The 17,763-nt window shown below is 46.5% G+C and carries 17 protein-coding genes and 1 tRNA gene; 9 read left to right on the forward strand and 9 right to left on the reverse strand.

Annotated elements, in window-relative coordinates; translation table 11 throughout:
* Positions 1-199: 199 nt before the first annotated feature.
* Positions 200-276 (reverse strand) — tRNA-Val (locus JAO78_RS08300).
* Between the two features lie 273 nt (positions 277-549).
* Here JAO78_RS08300 and JAO78_RS08305 point away from each other — a divergent pair.
* Positions 550-3,399, forward strand: coding sequence for a S9 family peptidase (locus JAO78_RS08305; RefSeq protein ID WP_226750906.1), 2,850 nt, complete (start codon positions 550-552; stop codon positions 3,397-3,399).
* Between the two features lie 27 nt (positions 3,400-3,426).
* On the opposite strand, the gene JAO78_RS08310 is transcribed toward JAO78_RS08305, so the two are convergent.
* Both JAO78_RS08310 and JAO78_RS08315 read right to left on the reverse strand, forming a co-directional pair.
* Positions 3,427-4,440, reverse strand: coding sequence for a DUF3080 family protein (locus JAO78_RS08310; protein ID WP_226750907.1), 1,014 nt, complete (start codon positions 4,438-4,440; stop codon positions 3,427-3,429).
* Positions 4,412-5,785: an MATE family efflux transporter gene (locus tag JAO78_RS08315; RefSeq protein WP_226750908.1), complete on the reverse strand. Its 1,374-nt coding sequence runs from the start codon at positions 5,783-5,785 to the stop codon at positions 4,412-4,414. The genes JAO78_RS08310 and JAO78_RS08315 overlap by 29 nt, the downstream gene beginning before the upstream one ends.
* Positions 5,786-5,847: 62 nt before the next feature.
* Here JAO78_RS08315 and JAO78_RS08320 point away from each other — a divergent pair, with 62 nt between their 5' ends.
* A complete protein-coding gene (locus JAO78_RS08320; RefSeq protein ID WP_226750909.1) occupies positions 5,848-6,483 on the forward strand; it encodes a riboflavin synthase subunit alpha in 636 nt (211 codons plus the stop codon).
* On the opposite strand, the gene JAO78_RS08325 is transcribed toward JAO78_RS08320, so the two are convergent.
* From JAO78_RS08325 to JAO78_RS08335, 3 genes are read right to left on the reverse strand one after another with little or no spacing between them, the layout of a single operon-like run.
* On the reverse strand, positions 6,477-6,677 hold the full coding sequence (locus JAO78_RS08325; protein WP_226750910.1) for a CPXCG motif-containing cysteine-rich protein: 201 nt from the start codon (positions 6,675-6,677) through the stop codon (positions 6,477-6,479). The genes JAO78_RS08320 and JAO78_RS08325 overlap by 7 nt on opposite strands.
* A 44-nt stretch (positions 6,678-6,721) precedes the next feature.
* A complete protein-coding gene (locus tag JAO78_RS08330) occupies positions 6,722-7,474 on the reverse strand; it encodes a pteridine reductase (protein WP_226750911.1) in 753 nt (250 codons plus the stop codon).
* Positions 7,471-8,355, reverse strand: coding sequence for a fructosamine kinase family protein (locus JAO78_RS08335; protein ID WP_226750912.1), 885 nt, complete (start codon positions 8,353-8,355; stop codon positions 7,471-7,473). The genes JAO78_RS08330 and JAO78_RS08335 overlap by 4 nt, the downstream gene beginning before the upstream one ends.
* Before the next feature lie 150 nt (positions 8,356-8,505).
* Between JAO78_RS08335 and JAO78_RS08340 the strand changes: the two genes are divergently transcribed.
* From JAO78_RS08340 to JAO78_RS08370, 7 genes are all read left to right on the forward strand, one after another.
* Positions 8,506-9,999 carry a methyl-accepting chemotaxis protein gene (locus tag JAO78_RS08340; RefSeq protein ID WP_226750913.1) on the forward strand — a complete coding sequence of 498 codons (1,494 nt, stop codon included), beginning with the start codon at positions 8,506-8,508 and terminating at the stop codon, positions 9,997-9,999.
* A gap of 6 nt (positions 10,000-10,005) precedes the next feature.
* On the forward strand, positions 10,006-10,536 hold the full coding sequence (locus JAO78_RS08345) for a DUF6436 domain-containing protein (protein ID WP_226750914.1): 531 nt from the start codon (positions 10,006-10,008) through the stop codon (positions 10,534-10,536).
* A 150-nt stretch (positions 10,537-10,686) separates the two neighbouring features.
* A complete protein-coding gene (thrS, locus tag JAO78_RS08350) occupies positions 10,687-12,597 on the forward strand; it encodes a threonine--tRNA ligase (RefSeq protein ID WP_226750915.1) in 1,911 nt (636 codons plus the stop codon).
* Between the two features lie 38 nt (positions 12,598-12,635).
* Complete coding sequence (infC, locus tag JAO78_RS08355; RefSeq protein ID WP_226750998.1) at positions 12,636-13,178, forward strand: translation initiation factor IF-3; 543 nt, start codon at positions 12,636-12,638, stop codon at positions 13,176-13,178.
* Between the two features lie 91 nt (positions 13,179-13,269).
* The gene (rpmI, locus tag JAO78_RS08360) at positions 13,270-13,467 is read left to right on the forward strand and encodes a 50S ribosomal protein L35 (protein WP_082122441.1); all 198 of its coding nucleotides are present in this window, start codon (positions 13,270-13,272) and stop codon (positions 13,465-13,467) included.
* Between the two features lie 17 nt (positions 13,468-13,484).
* Positions 13,485-13,841 (forward strand): 50S ribosomal protein L20, encoded by a 357-nt coding sequence (gene rplT, locus JAO78_RS08365; RefSeq protein WP_226750916.1) that lies wholly within the window; start codon positions 13,485-13,487, stop codon positions 13,839-13,841.
* A gap of 245 nt (positions 13,842-14,086) precedes the next feature.
* A complete protein-coding gene (locus JAO78_RS08370; protein ID WP_226750917.1) occupies positions 14,087-14,866 on the forward strand; it encodes a PEP-CTERM sorting domain-containing protein in 780 nt (259 codons plus the stop codon).
* Between the two features lie 106 nt (positions 14,867-14,972).
* On the opposite strand, the gene JAO78_RS08375 is transcribed toward JAO78_RS08370, so the two are convergent.
* The 3 genes from JAO78_RS08375 to upp all read right to left on the reverse strand — a co-directional run bounded on the left by JAO78_RS08375 (position 14,973) and on the right by upp (position 17,731).
* A complete protein-coding gene (locus tag JAO78_RS08375; protein ID WP_226750918.1) occupies positions 14,973-16,094 on the reverse strand; it encodes an META domain-containing protein in 1,122 nt (373 codons plus the stop codon).
* A 61-nt stretch (positions 16,095-16,155) separates the two neighbouring features.
* Positions 16,156-17,043 (reverse strand): alpha/beta fold hydrolase, encoded by an 888-nt coding sequence (locus tag JAO78_RS08380; RefSeq protein WP_226750919.1) that lies wholly within the window; start codon positions 17,041-17,043, stop codon positions 16,156-16,158.
* A gap of 61 nt (positions 17,044-17,104) precedes the next feature.
* Positions 17,105-17,731, reverse strand: a complete 627-nt coding sequence (upp, locus tag JAO78_RS08385) for a uracil phosphoribosyltransferase (RefSeq protein ID WP_226750920.1) — start codon at positions 17,729-17,731, stop codon at positions 17,105-17,107.
* Positions 17,732-17,763 lie beyond the last annotated feature (32 nt).

Below are 17,763 nucleotides of genomic sequence, written 5' to 3' on the forward strand. Positions count from 1 at the left end.
TGTGAGAAGTTTGGTTTGTTGCGGTTAGATTGTTAGATGGCGTCTGCGGTACACCAAGCGTAGCGAAGATGGAGGCGCTGTAGTGGGTGAAAAGTCATGCCGAAACTACGCATGTTTGCATTATGTTTGCGCGCACTAGATTTTTAAAATGCTGAAAACAAAAACGCCACCCGTAAGGTGGCGTTTTCATAAGAATTCTTGGTGCGTCCTAGTGGACTCGAACCACCGACCCCTACCATGTCAAGGTAGTGCTCTAACCAGCTGAGCTAAGGACGCACACTGAGTGGTTGTTGATAACTGTCATCGACAACGGGCGCTATGTTATTGCGCTAGTGGCCTGTTGGCAAGTGTTTTTCTGCCTGTTTGATGTGTTTGGCTGAAATTTAGCCGTGTTGGCCTGCGGTGGGCGCTATTGTAGGGTAATTAACCGCACATGGCTTGGAGTTGGTCGTATCTAGGGTGGTGCTCAGGCTATGGCTTTCCACAACGTTGTTGGCTTGTGGTAAGTTTTAACAAAATAAAACGATAAACACCGTTATTGAGGGTTCTATGTCTAATACTGTTCGCGGCTTTAGCCGCCTGGCTGGCTGTTTGCTGCTGGCATTTGCCAGTGTCGCCTGTAGCCAGTATCAAAGCACTACACCTATGGTGCGCGGCGATGTTGCAACCTCGGCTGTGATCCAATCCAGTCAAATCAGTACCGCCAATCTTAAACCGTTAAGCCTGAACGATATCATGCAGTTTCGGGAGATTAGCCAGCGCCAAGTCAGTAAAAACCAGCAGGTGATGCTTTATACCGCCATGCCGGATTTTGGTGATAGCACCGGTTATGTGGTGCACATTGCTTCAGGTCAGCAGTTTAGTGTACCCAATGCCGATCGTGGCCAAGTAAGCGCCAATGGGGCTTATGCTTTGTTTCGCCAGCAAGCGCCGTTATTAGCCCGTGAACAAGCCGCAGATAAAAAAGCCCGCGATGCGCTTGAGCAAAACGCGGTGCTTATTAATACCGCCACCGGCGAAAGCCAGGTGATTGCCAATATTGACCGTTTTGCCTTTAGCGGTGACAGCCACTATGCGCTGTTAGTGGTACGTAAAGCCGACAGCAAGGACGAGACGCAAAGCTTACAAGCGCTGCATTTAGCTAGTGGTAAACTCACAACCTTAGGGCAGGTGACAGACTTTGCGGCAGCTGAAACCGGGCCCTTAGTGGCATGGGTTGCACAGCATACCGATAAGGCGAGCAAAAACAACAACGCAAGCGAAAGCGCCGCGCAACAAGCGCTGATAGTCTGGGATAGTGCCGCCAATCAGCAATATGCTGCCTTCGCTGGCGCTGTGCAAAAACTGCAACAGCTGCAATTTAATGAGCAGGGCACGCAGTTAGCGTTTTTCCAAGGCCCAACCAAAGCGCAGCTGGCAGCCAGTAAACAAGCAGAGGCGGCGCAGCAATTATGGCTTTGGTCAGCCGGTAAAGAGGCAGCACAACCAGTGAATACCGCTCGCGATGGCTGGCTATTAAGCGAGCATTATGCCCCGCGCTTTAGCAAAGATGGCCAGCGATTGTTTGTCGGGCATCGGCCCGATCTGAGCGAGCAAGTGGCAAAGCCTGCCTTACCGCAAACCGAAGCTGAGCTGTATGACATTAACCGTTTACTGGCCGATCGGCGCTTGCAGGTATGGCATGGCGAGGATGAGCGAATCAATAGCCAACAAAAAGCAGAATACAAAGAGGCGCAAAAACGTACTGCCCCGTCGGTGATTTGGCTTGATAACTTAACCATGGTGGTACTAAGTTCGGATGTTGAGGATTGGCTGCGCTTAACCGAGCACAGCACTGCGCAGCTGATGAGTAACGGCCGGCTTTATTTAAAACAACTGAGCTGGAATGGCCGTTTACATGATATGTGGCATGTGGATTTAAAAACCGGCAAACGCCAGGCGGTATTTACTGCCAATCGCAGCCAGGAGTGGGCACACTTATCGCCAGATGGCCGTTATGTGGTGTACTTGCAAGATTCGCAATACCGGGTATTTGATAGCCAAACCGGTCAGCAACAAGTATTAGGTAGCGATGTTGCTGTATCTTGGGTAGATGAAGAAAATGACGTACCCATGCCAGCGCGCAGTTATGGCGTAGCCGGCTGGCTTGCCGATAGCACAGCCGTGTTGGTTTACGATCGCTTCGACATTTGGGCTTTGTCTTTAGATGGCACTAGCCAAAACCTGACTAAGCAAGGACGCAATAACCAGCAGCAATACCGGGTAGAAAAAACCGATGAGACGCTTGCCTTCGCGCCAAACGCCACCTTGTTATTGGCCATGTATCACGAAGAAAACAAGGGCTATGGTTTTGCCAAGTTTGAACTGGCCAATGGTGCGCTCACCACCTTAATACAAGGTGCAAAGCGCTATGACTTTATCGAAGCGTTAGAGCAACAACAACGCTACCTGTTTACTGAGCAAAGCTTCCGGCAATTCCCTGATCTGTGGCAAGCCAGTTATGACTTTAGCGAGCGCCTACAGTTAACTCAGGTTAACCCGCAGCAAAGTGAGTTTATTTGGGGTGACAGCCATTTAATTGACTGGACCACCGCCGATGGCGAGCGTTTACAAGGTGTAGTGTTAACGCCCGATGGTTATGATGCCAATAAACGCTATCCGGTTATGGTGTATTACTATGAGCAGTTTTCACAGCGTCTAAACCATTATAATCAAATGAAAATTAACCACCGGCCGAATTTTCCGTTTTACTTAGGCCAAGATTATGTGGTGTTTTTACCGGATGTACGCTTCCGTGAGGGCGCGCCAGGGCCAAGCGCCACCGAGTCATTAGTGCCAGGGGTGCAAAAACTGATTGATTTGGGCATTGCTGATCCTAAAGCCATAGGCTTACATGGCCACAGCTGGTCAGGCTATCAAACCGCCTTTGTGGTGACCGAAACCGATATGTTTGCCGCAGCGGTATCGGGTGCACCGGTGTCGAACATGACCAGTGCTTACAGTGGCATTCGCTGGGAGTCAGGTTTAGCGCGGCAGTTTCAGTATGAAACAGGGCAAAGCCGGATTGGCCCCTCGATGTTTGAAAATTTAAAACCCTATATTGATAACTCGCCAGTGTTCTTTGCTGATCGCATTAACACACCGATGTTAATTCAATTTGGGGATGACGATGGCGCAGTGCCATGGGAGCAGGGCATTGAGTATTATTTAGCGCTGCGCCGCTTAAACAAGCCGGTAGTGATGTTGCAATACGAAGGTGAGCCGCATCATTTAAAGCAGTATGCTAATAAAATTGATTACACCATTAAAATGCTTGAGTTTTTTGACCATTATTTAAAAGGTAAGCCAGCACCCCAGTGGTGGCAACAAGGTATGCCTTATCAACCTAACAGTAAATAACCTGCAACAACCTCAAGCTAAGTGTGCTTAGCTTGGGGTTAAGCCTACTGGGCATACCTTATTAAGCTCTTGATACCATCCCACGTGCGCTAACAATAAACGTTGTAATTGCTCAGCTTGCTCTAAGTAACGCTGCGCTAACACAGGATGCAGCGCCGTATCTTGGTACAGTTCATCTAACAGTGGCCAAGTTTGTTGTTGAAAGCGGCTGAGCTGCGCTAAATAGGCTTGGATCTCGCCGATAAAAAACTTGCGAAAGACGGTGGTTAATATCGCTAACTGTTCGGTATTGCGGTTATTGGTGCACAGTGTGCTCGGGGAGAGCTGTTGTAATTTGGGGTTAACAGCTACAAACCAACTGCGAGTATAACGTAAACTGTATTGCAGTTTGGACAGAAAATCATAACGATATAAACTTTCTAGCGCGCGCTCAGGATCCATTTGGCTGGCGCGTTGCCAATCTTTCGCATTGATGGCATGTTTCAATTCCACTAGCAACTGTAAAGCGGCCAAGCTTTCGTTAAAGCCACTGCTATCATTGGGCGCGAGCATGCTGTCACTGTTGTGCCAACGTTTGCGTAAGGTGTCATCGGTTTGCAGCATGTTTAAAAACACGCTGTTGATTTGGGTGAGTTTCTGCTGATAAACCTCCGTTATTTGTTGTTTTAATGGTTCAGGCCAATCTTGCTGATCGCAATCAGCTAACACCGCGAGTAAACGTATTTCGTAGTTAAGCCGTTTACTCACGCTAAATACGCGGCCCATGCTGCTGTTGCGTTCAGCAATGAGCTGATCTAAGCCACACTGGCGCGTTGCAAACGCGTCTAAAAGATCCATGCGTAAATCAGGTTGCGGCACCAGTAGGCTATTTTTGGCGGGTAACGGAGTAGTGGGTAAGAGCGAGATGTCTGCTTTGTCTAAAGCCAACACCCGCGTTAAACGTTGTTGATAATCTGCGAGTTCCGCTTTACCTGCTGGCTTGCTGCAGCCAAGTAAAAGTGTGGTAGCAACACTAAGCAGTAGCCCCTGCGTTATGTTCATGTTCCATCCTGTTTAATTGTTTGCGTAACACGAAACCTAAGGCAATGGCAGAGACCGTTAAGCCAACAATAATGCCGATCCAAAAACCATGAGCGCCCATAGGTTCAACCAACCAGTTCGTTAAGCCTAGTACGCAGCCAAGGCCAAAACCGATTGGCCAATAGGAAATCAGCGTGATAAAAAATACCGGCATGGTAATTTTCATGCCGCGTAAGGCACAAGATGACACTACTTGGATGGCATCTGAAAACTGATAAAAGCTGGCTAAAATTAATAATGAGCTGGCCAAAGCAATTACCGAAGGATCAGGCGAATACAAGGCTGCCACGTGTTGGCGCATCAATAGCGTAAACACAATAGTGAGCAGCGACAGCAACATGGACAGGATCAGCGCCGAGCCAATGGCTTTTTTCAGGCTTTGTAAATTTTGCTCGCCCACTAAGTGCCCGACGCGGATGGTGGTGGCTAAACCTAGTGATAACGGGATCATAAAGATAATTGAGCTGTAGTTATGCGCCACCTGATGACCTGCGACGATCACTGGCCCCAAATGCACAATCATTAGCGGCACACAGGCGAATAAGGTGACTTCAAAGAAAATAGACGCAGCAATGGGTGTGCCGATACGAAAGATTTGCCATTGTGCTGGCCAATTTAATTTTAAACTGGCTGGCCAGTGCCGATAAGGCCGAGTAGAGCGGCTAAACCAACCGTAGCAAAGCATCGCCAAAAACATCGCTAAAAACACTAAACTGGTGGCAATACCACAGCCGGCGCCCCCAAGCGCGGGCATACCTAACTTGCCATAAATGAACACGTAATTGGCGGGGATATTTACTAACAGGCCCACAAAGCTGATCCACATACTGGCTTTAGTGTTGCCAAGGCCTTCAAATAAGTTGCGCATCACAATGTAACCGACAGCAGGAAACAGCCCAAAACTAACGTAGTACAGGTATTGCAGGGTCTTAGTTTGCAGTTCGCTTTCCATGTGTAATTTACTGATGGGAATTTCAGCAAACAACATCAATACAAACAATAATGCCGCGAGCAGTAAACCCAAATAACTGGTTTGTAACGTATAGTGGCTGACTAAGCTGGTTTGTTTGCTGCCAAAAAACTGGGCGATAATCGGCGTTAACGCCAGCAATAAACCTTGTAAGGTCATCACAATCGGCAGCCATAAGCCTGATGCAACCGCAATGGCGGCCATATCAACGGCACCGTAGCGACCGGCCATCACAGTATCGACAAACATCATTAAGGTTTGCGTGACTTGTGCCAGAATGATCGGGCCGGATAATTTTAAAATGGTTCTGGCTTCAAAGCGGGAAAAAGGTAACATGAGCGCCGTCTTAATTTTGCTACAGTGTTGTCAGCCGCGCAATTTAACACAACTGAGGTTTTATGTTTACTGGAATAGTGCAAACCACCGCCATCATCAAGCAAATTGCTGATTTACCCGGTCTGAGGACCTTAACCCTAAACGCTGCCCCCACACATCTGGCGCAATTGCAACGTGGCGCCAGTATTGCGATTAATGGTGTTTGCCTTACCGCCACCGACTTTGACAGTGCTGCTGGTTGGGTTTGCTTTGATGTTATTGCTGAAACGTTAGATAAAACCAATCTTGGTACGCTAAAAGTGGGTAGCCGAGTGAACTTAGAGCGTTCTCTGCGTTTTGGCGACGAGCTTGGCGGGCATATTGTCTCGGGCCACATTCAAGCAACGGCCGAATTGGTCAGGAAAACCCAAGATGCGCAAAACTGTCAGCTGCTGCTGAAAGTGGATCCGGCCATGCTGCCTTACATCCAACCGAAAGGGTTTATCGCGGTGGAAGGCTGCAGTTTAACCGTGGGCGAAGTCACTGCCGAAGGCTTTGGCTTGTATTTGATCCCGGAAACATTGGCACTTACAACCTTAGGCGATAAAGTAATTGGCGATCGCATTAATATCGAACTCGATCAACAAACCGTGACGATTATTCGCACCGTTGAGCGCGTGATGGCAGCACGCTTTGCCAACTCTGAGCAAGCTCAGTAATACTGTTCGTCATCGGCATCGACGAAGATCTGCACACGATGCTGCAGATCATCAGTATGCACTCGAATATGCATCGGATTGCAGCAATTGCTGCAATCCTCGATGTAATCTTGATCCTCTGCTGAGGCTTCCACACAAATATCTGTGGGATAACCACAAAAAGGGCAATTCACACTTTGAAATATGGGTTTCATACTACCTTCTCCCGTTTTGCCTGAGCGGTTTTGGGCTCGGCATATTACGCTTTATTGGCACCACCTAAACTTCTGCCACCGTCTACCGCAACAATTTGCCCCGTAATGTAAGGTGCCTGTGCTAAAAATAGCAGCGTATTGGCAATGTCGTTGGCCTCACCTAAGCGTGCCAAGGGGACTTGCTGTAATACCATGTCTTTATCGGCATCATCGAGCGGCTGGCTTGGCCATAAAATGGCGCCTGGCGCGATACCATTAACCCGAACTGCTGGCGCCAGCTCGCGAGCTAAGGCCTTGGTCATCATTTGCAAGGCCGCTTTGGCCATGCAATAAATGCTGTGCTCAGCTAAGGGTTTATCGGCGTGAATATCCACCATATTAATAATGCAGCCTTGGCGCTTTGTCAGTTCGGCACTTAAAGCTTTACTTAAAAAGTACGGCGCTTTGACGTTCGAGCCAAACAGCTCTTGCCAATCATCCAGTTGGGCGTTAGCCAGCGGTGTCGGATAAAAACTTGAAGCATTATTAACCAATAAATCTAAACGGCCAAAACAAGCAATGGCTTGCTGGGCGAGGGGGGCAATTGCCGCATCGTCGGTTAAGTTCGCACAAAGCGTGGCAGCACTGTTAGCGCGTAGTTGGTTTAATTGCGCGGCGAGTTGCTCGGCCGCCGCTGCAGAACGGCGATAGTGGATCAGTACACGATAACCTTGTTGGTGCAAGCGGATAATCATTTGTTTGCCCAATCGCAGGGCGCTGCCGGTGACTAATGCTACCGGGTGATTCAAGTCGGTCATGCTTGGCCTTTTAAGTGAAACAGTCGTTTGATTTGTTCTTGTGCCTGGATCAGATAGTTTCCACGAAACAAATTGGCGTGGTTTAAAATATGATACAGATTATACAGCGCTTTTCGTTCCTCAAAATCAGCCGCTAAGGGGTAATATTGCTGATAATGATGATAAAACTCGGCAGGAAAGGTACCGTAAAGGCTACTACAAGCAATATCTGCTTCTCGATCACCAAAATAACTGGCAGGATCAAAAATCACTGGGCTTTCAGCCGTAAAACCAACATTGCCGCGCCAGAGATCGCCGTGTAATAAACTGGGTTTGGGTTTGTGATGCACTAAGCGTTGTCGAGCTTGCTCCACAATATGATCAATATTGCCAAAGCCAAACCCTTGCTCTAATAGCAATTGTAATTGCCAACCCAAGCGTTGTTCAGAAAAAAAGCTACTCCAGTTACCTTGCCATTGATTAGGTTGGGTGGTTAGCCCTAATTGATTGTCCCAATCAAAACCAAACATGGCTTGTTCGTGTTGTTGATGCAGTTTAGCGATGTGCTCGGCTAAGCGATGCCACGAGGCGGGGTGATCGGCTTTGGCTGGCTCCAGCGGTAAATACTCGAGCACTAAAAAAGCCTTGTCGAGCGTTTGACCCACGCAAATAACTTTAGGCACGCGAACGCAATGTGTTTGCGCAAGGCAAACTAAGGATAATTGTTCGTTTTCAAATTGTTCTAGTTGTTCGCGATGGTGCAATTTGACAAAAAAATCATGGCCACCGCCAGATATTTTATACGCCAGATTAATAGAGCCGCCGGTGAGCGAAATCTTGCGTTCTACCTGAAAGTCGATGTCCAACTCCAAGCTAATTTGAGCTGCTATTTGTTGCCACATGAGACTGGTCCTTAGTTTGTTCACCCTTGTATAATTATGGCTGAAAATTCTAAATTATTTTTAATAATGCCTATATGAATCTGCTGCAGTTGCTCAATTAATGCTAAACTCAAGATGGAAGCCTATTCAGGCTGCAAAATAGGAGTAGCTATGTCTATTACCGCCCCACGTTTTCGTCTACAAGCCTTTTTTATTATGAGCCTCGTTAATATCCTGTTGCTACTCGTGGCGCTGCTTCTCGCAAGTTGGCATGGCAGTTGGCTGGCCGCTATTATCGTTGGTGTACCCAGCGCTTTATTACCGATCATGTTTTATCGCTTACTCGGCGATCATTTTTTGGCCCGAGTGAGCTTTGGTGTCAGTTTTATGTTTTTTGCCGCGCTGCATATTCATCAATCTGCTGGCATGCTAGAAATGCACTTTAGTATTTTTGCCTTGCTCGCCGTGTTAATTGCCTTTCGTGATTTTTGGGTGATCTTGGCTGCCGCTGTCACGATCGCCGTGCACCATTTATTATTTATGTACCTACAAATGCAAGATGTTGGGGTGTATTTGGTGCCAGTACAAAGCTTAAGCTTCGGTATTATCATGATACATGCGGCCTTCGTGGTACTGGAGTCAGCAGTATTGATGGTGATTGCTCGGCAAAGTTTGCGTGAGGCGACGGTGGGGCAAGCGTTGTTTGATAGCACAGAAGCCTTGTTAACCAATGACGGTAAAATTGTCCTAACGGGGCGCTGTGCTGATTTAAATTCACGCGTGACAAAACGCTTTAATGAGGTGCTTGATAGCCTACAAGGCACGGTAAAAACTATTGATAATCAAACGGTTGCGTTAAAGACAGAAGCGGCAAACATGCTAACCGAAGGCGGCGCTTTGTCTGATAGCATGCAACAAAAAATGAAAGAGGTAGATCGCATTGCTGCGGCGACTGAGCAAATGTCACACAGTATTGAAGAAGTGTTTAATTTATCTCAGCAGGTACAACAGTTCTCTAAAGCAGCCGAGCAAGCCGCTACGGCAGGCAGAAGCTCCGTTGAAAGCACTGTGACATCGGTACAAAAATTATCAGAACAATTAAACGATACCGGTAAAAAAGTCGATGATGTTGCTCGGGCTACCGTAGATATTCGTAAAGTCTTAGATGTGATTCAGTCTATCGCTGAACAAACTAACTTGCTGGCGTTAAACGCCGCTATTGAAGCGGCTCGCGCGGGTGAGCAGGGCCGGGGCTTTGCGGTGGTTGCTGACGAGGTGCGTACCTTAGCGTCACGTACACGTGGTTCGACTGATGAAATTAAAGTGATGATAGAGCGGTTATTGGCAAACAGTGGCGAGTCGGTTACCGAAGTAAAACGCAGTATTGAACAATTACAACATACGCGAGAGCATGCCAAGCAAAGCGGCACATTGCTGCAAACCATTTTGCAACAAGCGCAACAAGTGAGTACCTCAGCCGATATTATGGCCAATTCATTACAGCAACAAAGTGCTTCCAGTAACGAGATTGCACAAAGCGCTCAGCAGTTAAGCCAGATGACCAGCGAGCAAAATGAGCAAGGTCGAAAGGTATTAAAAACCGCGGACAATTTAGAGCACATTACGCAGGCGCTTAATAACGAATCGTTAAAGTTTAATGTGTAGCCGCTGATGCAGATGCAACATCGCGTGCGCGTGGTCGCACTGATCTTTATCAGCTGGGTGGTTGTTGCAAGTAGCAGTTTGTATTTTTTTGGCCAGCATTATTATGGCCTATTTGATCAAGCGGGGTTATGGCATAGCCCCGCTTCGTCTGAATTTGCTATCGAACGTTTGGGCATCGCCTCAGTCAGTGCTAAACAGGTGGTGCATGTCACCGAGGTCGGTTGTGTCTGCAATCGCTTAGCAGCCGAGCATCGCGATTTATTTACCGGTACTTATCAGATCCCCGCCGAGAGGCAGTTTCAGCTCTCTGCCGAGCACTTGCAGGCGGCAGGTTTTACGTTGCCCGCCGCACCGGCGGTGCTTATTTTTGAACATGGGCAATTAATTTATGCCGGGCCTTATGCCACAGGCCCGCTTTGCTCGGTTGACGACAGCTTAATCGCGCCCATTTTGCGCAATACGCTGCAATTACCTGGGCTTTGGTTAAACGGTGAAGTAAAAGCCTGTCGTTGTCTGGTCACACCCCGCTTGAAGTGATACTATAGCCACCGCTTTTTTGCTTCGCTGCCGACGTTCTGCAGATGGCTTTTCGTGTAAGCCATTAACTGCACAGCAAGGTGACGAAATCTCTTATCTTAGATAAACAAGTGACCCTTGGTTTGGGCCACCACTGTAAAAGGATTGATCATGCCAGTTATTACTCTGCCTGACGGTAGTCAGCGCGCCTTTGACCATGCCGTTTCTGTACTTGATGTTGCTAAAGACATTGGCCCAGGTTTAGCTAAAGCCACCATTGCCGGTAAAGTGAATGGTGAACTTGTTGATGCTTGTGAACTGATTGAACAAGATGCCAGCTTAAGTATCGTAACCAGCAAAGATCAAGAAGGCTTAGAGATTTTACGTCACTCTTGTGCACACTTATTAGGCCACGCGATTAAACAACTTTGGCCAAACGTAAAAATGGCTATCGGCCCTGTTATCGATAATGGTTTTTACTACGACGTAGATTTAGAAGAGCCGATCAGCAGTGATGATTTAGCGGCGCTAGAAGCGCGCATGCTGCAGTTAGCCAAAACCGAATATGATGTGGTAAAAAACAAGGTGAGCTGGCAACAAGCTTGGGATACCTTTGCCGCACGTGGCGAAAGCTACAAGCAAGAAATTCTGGAGCAAAATATTCCGCGTGATAGCAGCCCTGCGCTGTATCATCACGAAGAATATATTGATATGTGTCGTGGCCCGCACGTGCCCAACATGCGCTTTTGCCAACACTTTAAAATTATGAAAGTGGCCGGTGCCTATTGGCGCGGCGACTCGAAAAACAAAATGCTGCAGCGTGTTTACGGTACGGCTTGGGCAGACAAGAAACAATTAGCGGGCTACTTAACCCAGTTAGAAGAAGCCGAGAAGCGTGACCACCGTAAAATTGGTAAAGCACTGGGCTTATTTCACTGGCAAGAAGAAGCACCGGGTATGGTGTTCTGGCACAACGATGGTTGGACTATCTTCCGTGAGCTAGAAACTTTTGTACGCGAGAAGCTTGGCCAGTACGACTACGATGAAGTGAAAGGTCCATTAATGATGGATCGTGTATTGTGGGAAAAATCGGGACACTGGGAAAAGTATGCCGATAATATGTTCACTACCCAGTCTGAGCATCGTGAGTACGCCATCAAACCGATGAACTGCCCGGGCCACGTGCAAATCTTTAACCAGGGGTTAAAGTCTTACCGTGATTTACCGCTGCGTATGGCCGAGTTTGGTTGTTGCCACCGTAATGAGCCTTCAGGTGGCTTACACGGCTTGATGCGCGTGCGCGGCTTTACCCAAGATGATGCGCATATCTTCTGTACTGAAGATCAAGTGCAGGCAGAGGTGACTAAATGTATCAAGATGGTGTTTGATACTTACAGTACCTTTGGTTTTAAAGACATCGTGGTGAAGCTATCGACACGTCCGGCGCAACGGATTGGTTCTGATGAGATTTGGGACCGTGCCGAGCAAGGCTTGATGGACGCATTAAAAGCCAATGATATTGCCTATGAACTGCAACCTGGTGAAGGTGCTTTTTATGGTCCGAAAATTGAATTCACCTTGCACGATTGCTTAAATCGCGCATGGCAATGTGGCACAGTGCAACTCGACTTCGCGTTACCGGGTCGTTTAGGAGCCAGTTATGTGTCTGAAAGCGGCGAAAAACTGGTTCCGGTGATGATTCACCGTGCGATCTTAGGTTCGTTAGAGCGGTTTATTGGTATTCTCATCGAAGAGTACGCCGGCTTTTTCCCGACGTGGTTAGCACCCACGCAGGTGGTAATTATGAATATTACCGATAATCAGGCCGAATATGTCGAAGAATTAGTAAAAACTTTCAAATCTCACGGTATTAGAGTAAGAAGTGACTTGAGAAATGAGAAGATAGGCTTTAAAATTCGCGAGCACACACTTAAGCGTATTCCGTACCTCGTTGTCGTCGGTGATAAAGAAGTCGAAGCAGGTGATATTGCAGTCAGAACACGTAAAGCTGATGATTTAGGCAAAATGTCTGTTGCCAGCTTTGTCGAGAAAATGCTGACTGAAATTAAAAACCGGATATAAGCTTTAAGTGAATTATAAAATTTTCGGAGGAACATACTATTAAAGTAGGAAAGAAAACATTACCGGCCAACCGTCCTAACAGGATAAACGAAGAAATTAATCTGCCAGAAGTGCGATTAATTGGTATGGAAGGTGAACAGCTGGGCGTCGTTACCACGACAGAAGCAATTCGGTTAGCTGAAGAAGCAAGTGCTGATTTAGTAGAGATCAGTCCTACAGCAGAACCACCAGTTTGTAAGTTGATGGACTACGGTAAGTTCCTGTTCGAAAAGAGCAAAGCTCTTAAAGAACAAAAGAAAAAGCAAAAACAGATCCAGATAAAGGAAATTAAATTCCGGCCTGGAACTGATGAAGGCGATTACCAGGTAAAACTACGCAACCTGCGTCGCTTCATTGAAGAGGGTGATAAAGCTAAAGTAACACTACGTTATCGTGGTCGTGAAATGGCGCATCAGGAAATCGGTATCGAAATGCTTTCTCGTATTAAAGAGGATCTTAGCGATATCGCCATCTGTGAATCTTTCCCTAACCGGGTAGAGGGTCGGCAGATGATCATGATGCTAGCCCCAAATAAGAAGTAATAAGCGCCTTCAAGTTTATTAAACTGCGGCTTGCCGCAGTTTTTTAACGCCTTATTATTCGTTGTCATTTAACAATGCGAGTTTCAATACTATGCCAAAGATGAAAACCAACAAAGGTGCCGCGAAGCGTTTTAAAAAGACTGCTTCAGGTAACTTTAAACGTAAGCAATCTCACCTTCGCCACATCTTGACGAAGAAGACTTCTAAGCGTAAGCGTCAGTTAGGTCCAAAAACCTTAGTCGCAAAAGTGGATATTGCCGGCTTAGTCCGTTGCATGCCGTACGCATAATTTAATAGGAGTCAGAAATGCCAAGAGTTAAACGTGGTGTGACGGCACATGCTCGTCACAAGAAGGTATTAAAACAGGCTAAAGGTTACTACGGTGCCCGTAGTCGTGTTTACCGGGTTGCTTTCCAGGCTGTTATCAAAGCCGGTCAATATGCTTACCGTGACCGTCGTCAGCGTAAGCGTCAGTTCCGTCAACTGTGGATCGCGCGTATCAACGCAGCGTCACGGATGAACGGTATGTCTTACAGCCGTTTAATTGCAGGTCTGAAAAAGGCTTCAATTGAAATCGACCGTAAGATCCTGGCCGACATCGCTGTTTATGACAAAGCCGCTTTTACTGCTATCGTAGCAAAAGCAAAAGAAGCTTTAGTCTAAACACTGCTTGAATAAAAAAACCACCCTAGGGTGGTTTTTTTATGTCTAAAATGTAGGTTTATTTGAGTGTGCAAAAGCAAATATTGAAAATCATCAATTATATAGCGTCAGTAAATTTTACAAAAATAATAAAAAATAAAACAATAAAGGTATAAGTTATTGATTTTAATTTAATTAATTTTTTGGTCTGTATTTTGCATTGTTTTGTTAGTAAGCAATAATGACACAAATAACAAGGATGCAATATGAAACATTTCCCGACCGCTCTTGCTCTCGCGACCACTCTACTTGCTGTACCCGCACATGCCGCTTTAATTAATGGTACTGGCAATGTAACACCCGAAGTGATTTTTGGCTCTGGTAATACTAATGGTTCCTTTGCCGGAATCAATGATGGTTTTTTCGAGTTGGCATTGCGTGGTAAGTTGCGTTTTAATAATTCAGGTGCACCCGAAAATACTTTTAATTATGACGGCGACAAAACATATACTTTTTTAACAAGTGATGGCGTTGCACCAGCTAATCGTTCATTGTTTAATTTTGAATGGTCAATTAATGTGGATCCCTCAAGCAATGGCTCGTTATTTTTAAGTCAATTTACCTACTTATTGCAAATTGATTTTGATCCTAGCGCAGGTGTTGATTATTTTGCGTTTGACCCAATCAACGTACCCTTTCTTGACCACGCTTTTGGCGATAATACAACGGGTAATGGTCGTGGAACTAAAGCAGTTAACGCTGTAGGGTATGAAATTTTGCGTTCTGAAAGTAATGTCGCGCAAAATTCATGGAACTTGGGCTTTTTTGCACCAACAGGTTTTGATGTGCAAACTCAGGGTATGTATACCATTACATTGTCAGCCTTTGATCAACAAAATGATAGAACTGCATCAACATCTATCGATATTATCTATGGTGCAGTGCCTGCAAGTGTACCAGAGCCTTCGGCGCTAATGCTGATGTTTGGTGGGCTTATGGGATTAGGTGCGGTTGCCAGACGTCGACGCAATAGCAAGAAGAATTAATTCACTTTCTTAATTGAATGCTATTTAAAACCCCAGTGTTGTCATGCACTGGGGTTTTTTTATGGGTAAAAGATTATCGGTAAATTTAAACTAACAATAAGCTGTGTTAGTTAACCGCCGGCACCAACTCTAAAATAACTTGGTTATTAAAAAATAATTGCAGTTTATCGGCGTTCACTTCCGCGCGGTCAACTTGTTGCAGCTTTTCAGTAAATTGCTGCTCAATGTTGCTGGCCTCAGCGCAGAACTTACGCGTGCTGGCGAGCGGTTGCACACTTAAGGTATTGGCGCGTTGTTGATAGCCGGCGTTAAAGTTATTGCAGCCGCTAAAGCCGTATAAGCGGTCTTTTTCAAAAATAAGCCGAACATTTAACTGGTGTGGAATATAACGATTAGCCACTTTTTCCGCACGCCAAACAATACCTTGTAACTGTTTTTGAGCAAATTGGTCGGGGCAGGTGGCATTAGGCCAAAATTGTTCAAATTTATCGATGTAAAGCGTATCAATACCGTGCTGATCCGCACTTTTACGCCCAACTAAGGTGGCAATAACCGGTTTATTATTTAAGCGTGTATCTTGTTGATACAGGCGCATCATGGGTAAATGATTTTGTGTATTAGCCACCGGTAGGGTGTCACCGTTTTGACAGGTAATAAAGGTCGCAACATTGTTTTTTAATTGATACATACCCAGTAGCGGTTGGCGTTGGTCGAGTTTTTTCAGCGAGGCATAACGGCTTAATTGATACGCTTCAGACGACAAAATGGGTTTACCGGCTAAATCCGTCATCACTAAGTGCTGGTTACTGCGAAAATGAAAGACCGGCAGCGTGCTTTGCTGATTAATCAAATGCAAAGTGCGTTTTTCTAACAACCAAGAGCCGCTAATTAATTGCACCTGGCCGCGGCCAAGATATTCTTGACGCGCTTCAAAGCGCCCATCACGATACAGATTAATATGATAAGCGATGCCGCTGCAATCCGCACACGGCAAGACGCCTTCAAAAGTCATATCTGTATCAATGAAAATATGCTCGAAATCGGTTGCTAACGACTCGGTAGTATCGTTATTAGCCACTTCGCTGGCATCGGTAACCGGTGCCGGGATGGGTACGGCTAATACCGGTTGTTTCTCTGCACTTAAGGTGGTGGGTTTGTCAGCGCCGATATCGGGTAATTGACTACAGGCCGATAATAATAATGCGGTGACGACAACTAGCTTTTTCATCTTAGAAATCCCTGCCTAAACGTTTCGGCCATTATAACGCATGCACACTTAGGAAACAGGCCTATTTTATCGGTGCAAACCCTTGTAATGCTTCGCGCACCCAAAGTGCACTTTGCAACGGTTGTTCTTGCATAAAGCAATGGCCGCCAGGCACTTGCCGGCTTTGCACCCCGCTGTTTAATTGTTGCCATTTAGCCACGGCTTTGACGACAAATGGAAAGGTTTGTTCCCCATAAAAGATTTTTACCGGTGCCTTTGCTTTACGAAGTGCCGGCCATAGCCCTCTTGGGTAGGAGCTGAACACATCGGCTTCACGCTCTGGTAAGCACTTTAAGCGCACACCATCGTCTTGGTCAGCTAAGGCGTGTTCAACATAAGCATTAAGCGCCTGTGCATCCCAGCTTTGAAATAAACGACGACTTTGAAAGTAACTTAAGGCAGTAGGGCGATCCGGCCAATGTTGGCGTCGCCTTAACGCGGCTTTGGCTAACGGATTTTTTTTAAACAGCCGCACACCTTCAAGGGTTCGGGCCAGTAATAGCATTGAGGGGGGGAATAACACCGGATCAAGTAATACCAACCCTTGAAATAACTGCGGATGCTCGGCGTGGATCAGGGCGGTTAATACACCACCAAAACTATGGCCTATGCCGTAAACGGGCGCAGTGCCAAACAATGGGCGATGGGTTAACCAGGCTTCTGCGGCAATCTGCGCAATGTTATTCCAGCCTAAAAACTGTTCGCCATGATCACTATCACCATGGCCTTGGGCATCCGACAAGAACAAATCATAATGTAGGCTTAGTTGGCGTAGCATAGGGCTGTAGGTTAGGCCGCTAAAGCCGTTACCGTGCATAAAATGTAATACAGGCTTGCCACTTGGCACGCTGTGTTGTCCGCGCACGGTCAGACCCTGTGCGCTGTTATAAGACCATGGGATCAACTGCATGAATTTTCACTTCAAAAAAATACGCATTAAGCACTTAATACTGTGCATGGGCACTAACGGCTTATTTAGTGCCAAATAATTTATCACCGGCATCGCCCAAGCCTGGCAGGATATAACCTTGCTCATTTAAACCTTGGTCTACCGCTGCGGTATAAAGCTCAATGTCAGGATGCGCTTCGCCTAACGCTTTAATTCCCTCAGGGGCGGCAACCAGCACTAAAGCTTTGATTTGTTGGCAGCCATGTTGTTTAAGTAAATCGATGGTTGCAATCATCGAACCGCCCGTAGCTAACATGGGATCAACAACAATCGCTAAGCGTTGATCCAAATCGGCAGCGAGTTTTTGAAAGTAGGGTACCGGTTGCAGAGTTTCTTCATCACGATAAATACCGACTACGCTAATGCGAGCGCTGGGGATTAAATCTAAAACGCCGTCTAGCATACCCAAGCCCGCGCGCAGAATGGGTACTACGGTCACTTTTTTACCTTGAATTTGTTGCACGTCGCAAGGGCCGTTCCAGCTCTGTATCGTCAGTTGCTCAGTTGGCAGATCTTTGGTTGCTTCATAAGTCAGGAGGCTACCTAGTTCTGCGGCTAATTGGCGAAATTGGCGAGTGCTAATATCGGCTGCGCGCAATAAACCAATTTTGTGCTGCACCAGTGGGTGTTTTACTTCGGTCAGTTTCATCAAGATTTCCTCTGTTCAGCGCAGATAAGCCT

Origin of the sequence: Alishewanella maricola, assembly GCF_016343785.1 — a bacterium.
GTDB classification, from domain to species: Bacteria; Pseudomonadota; Gammaproteobacteria; order Enterobacterales; family Alteromonadaceae; genus Alishewanella; species Alishewanella maricola.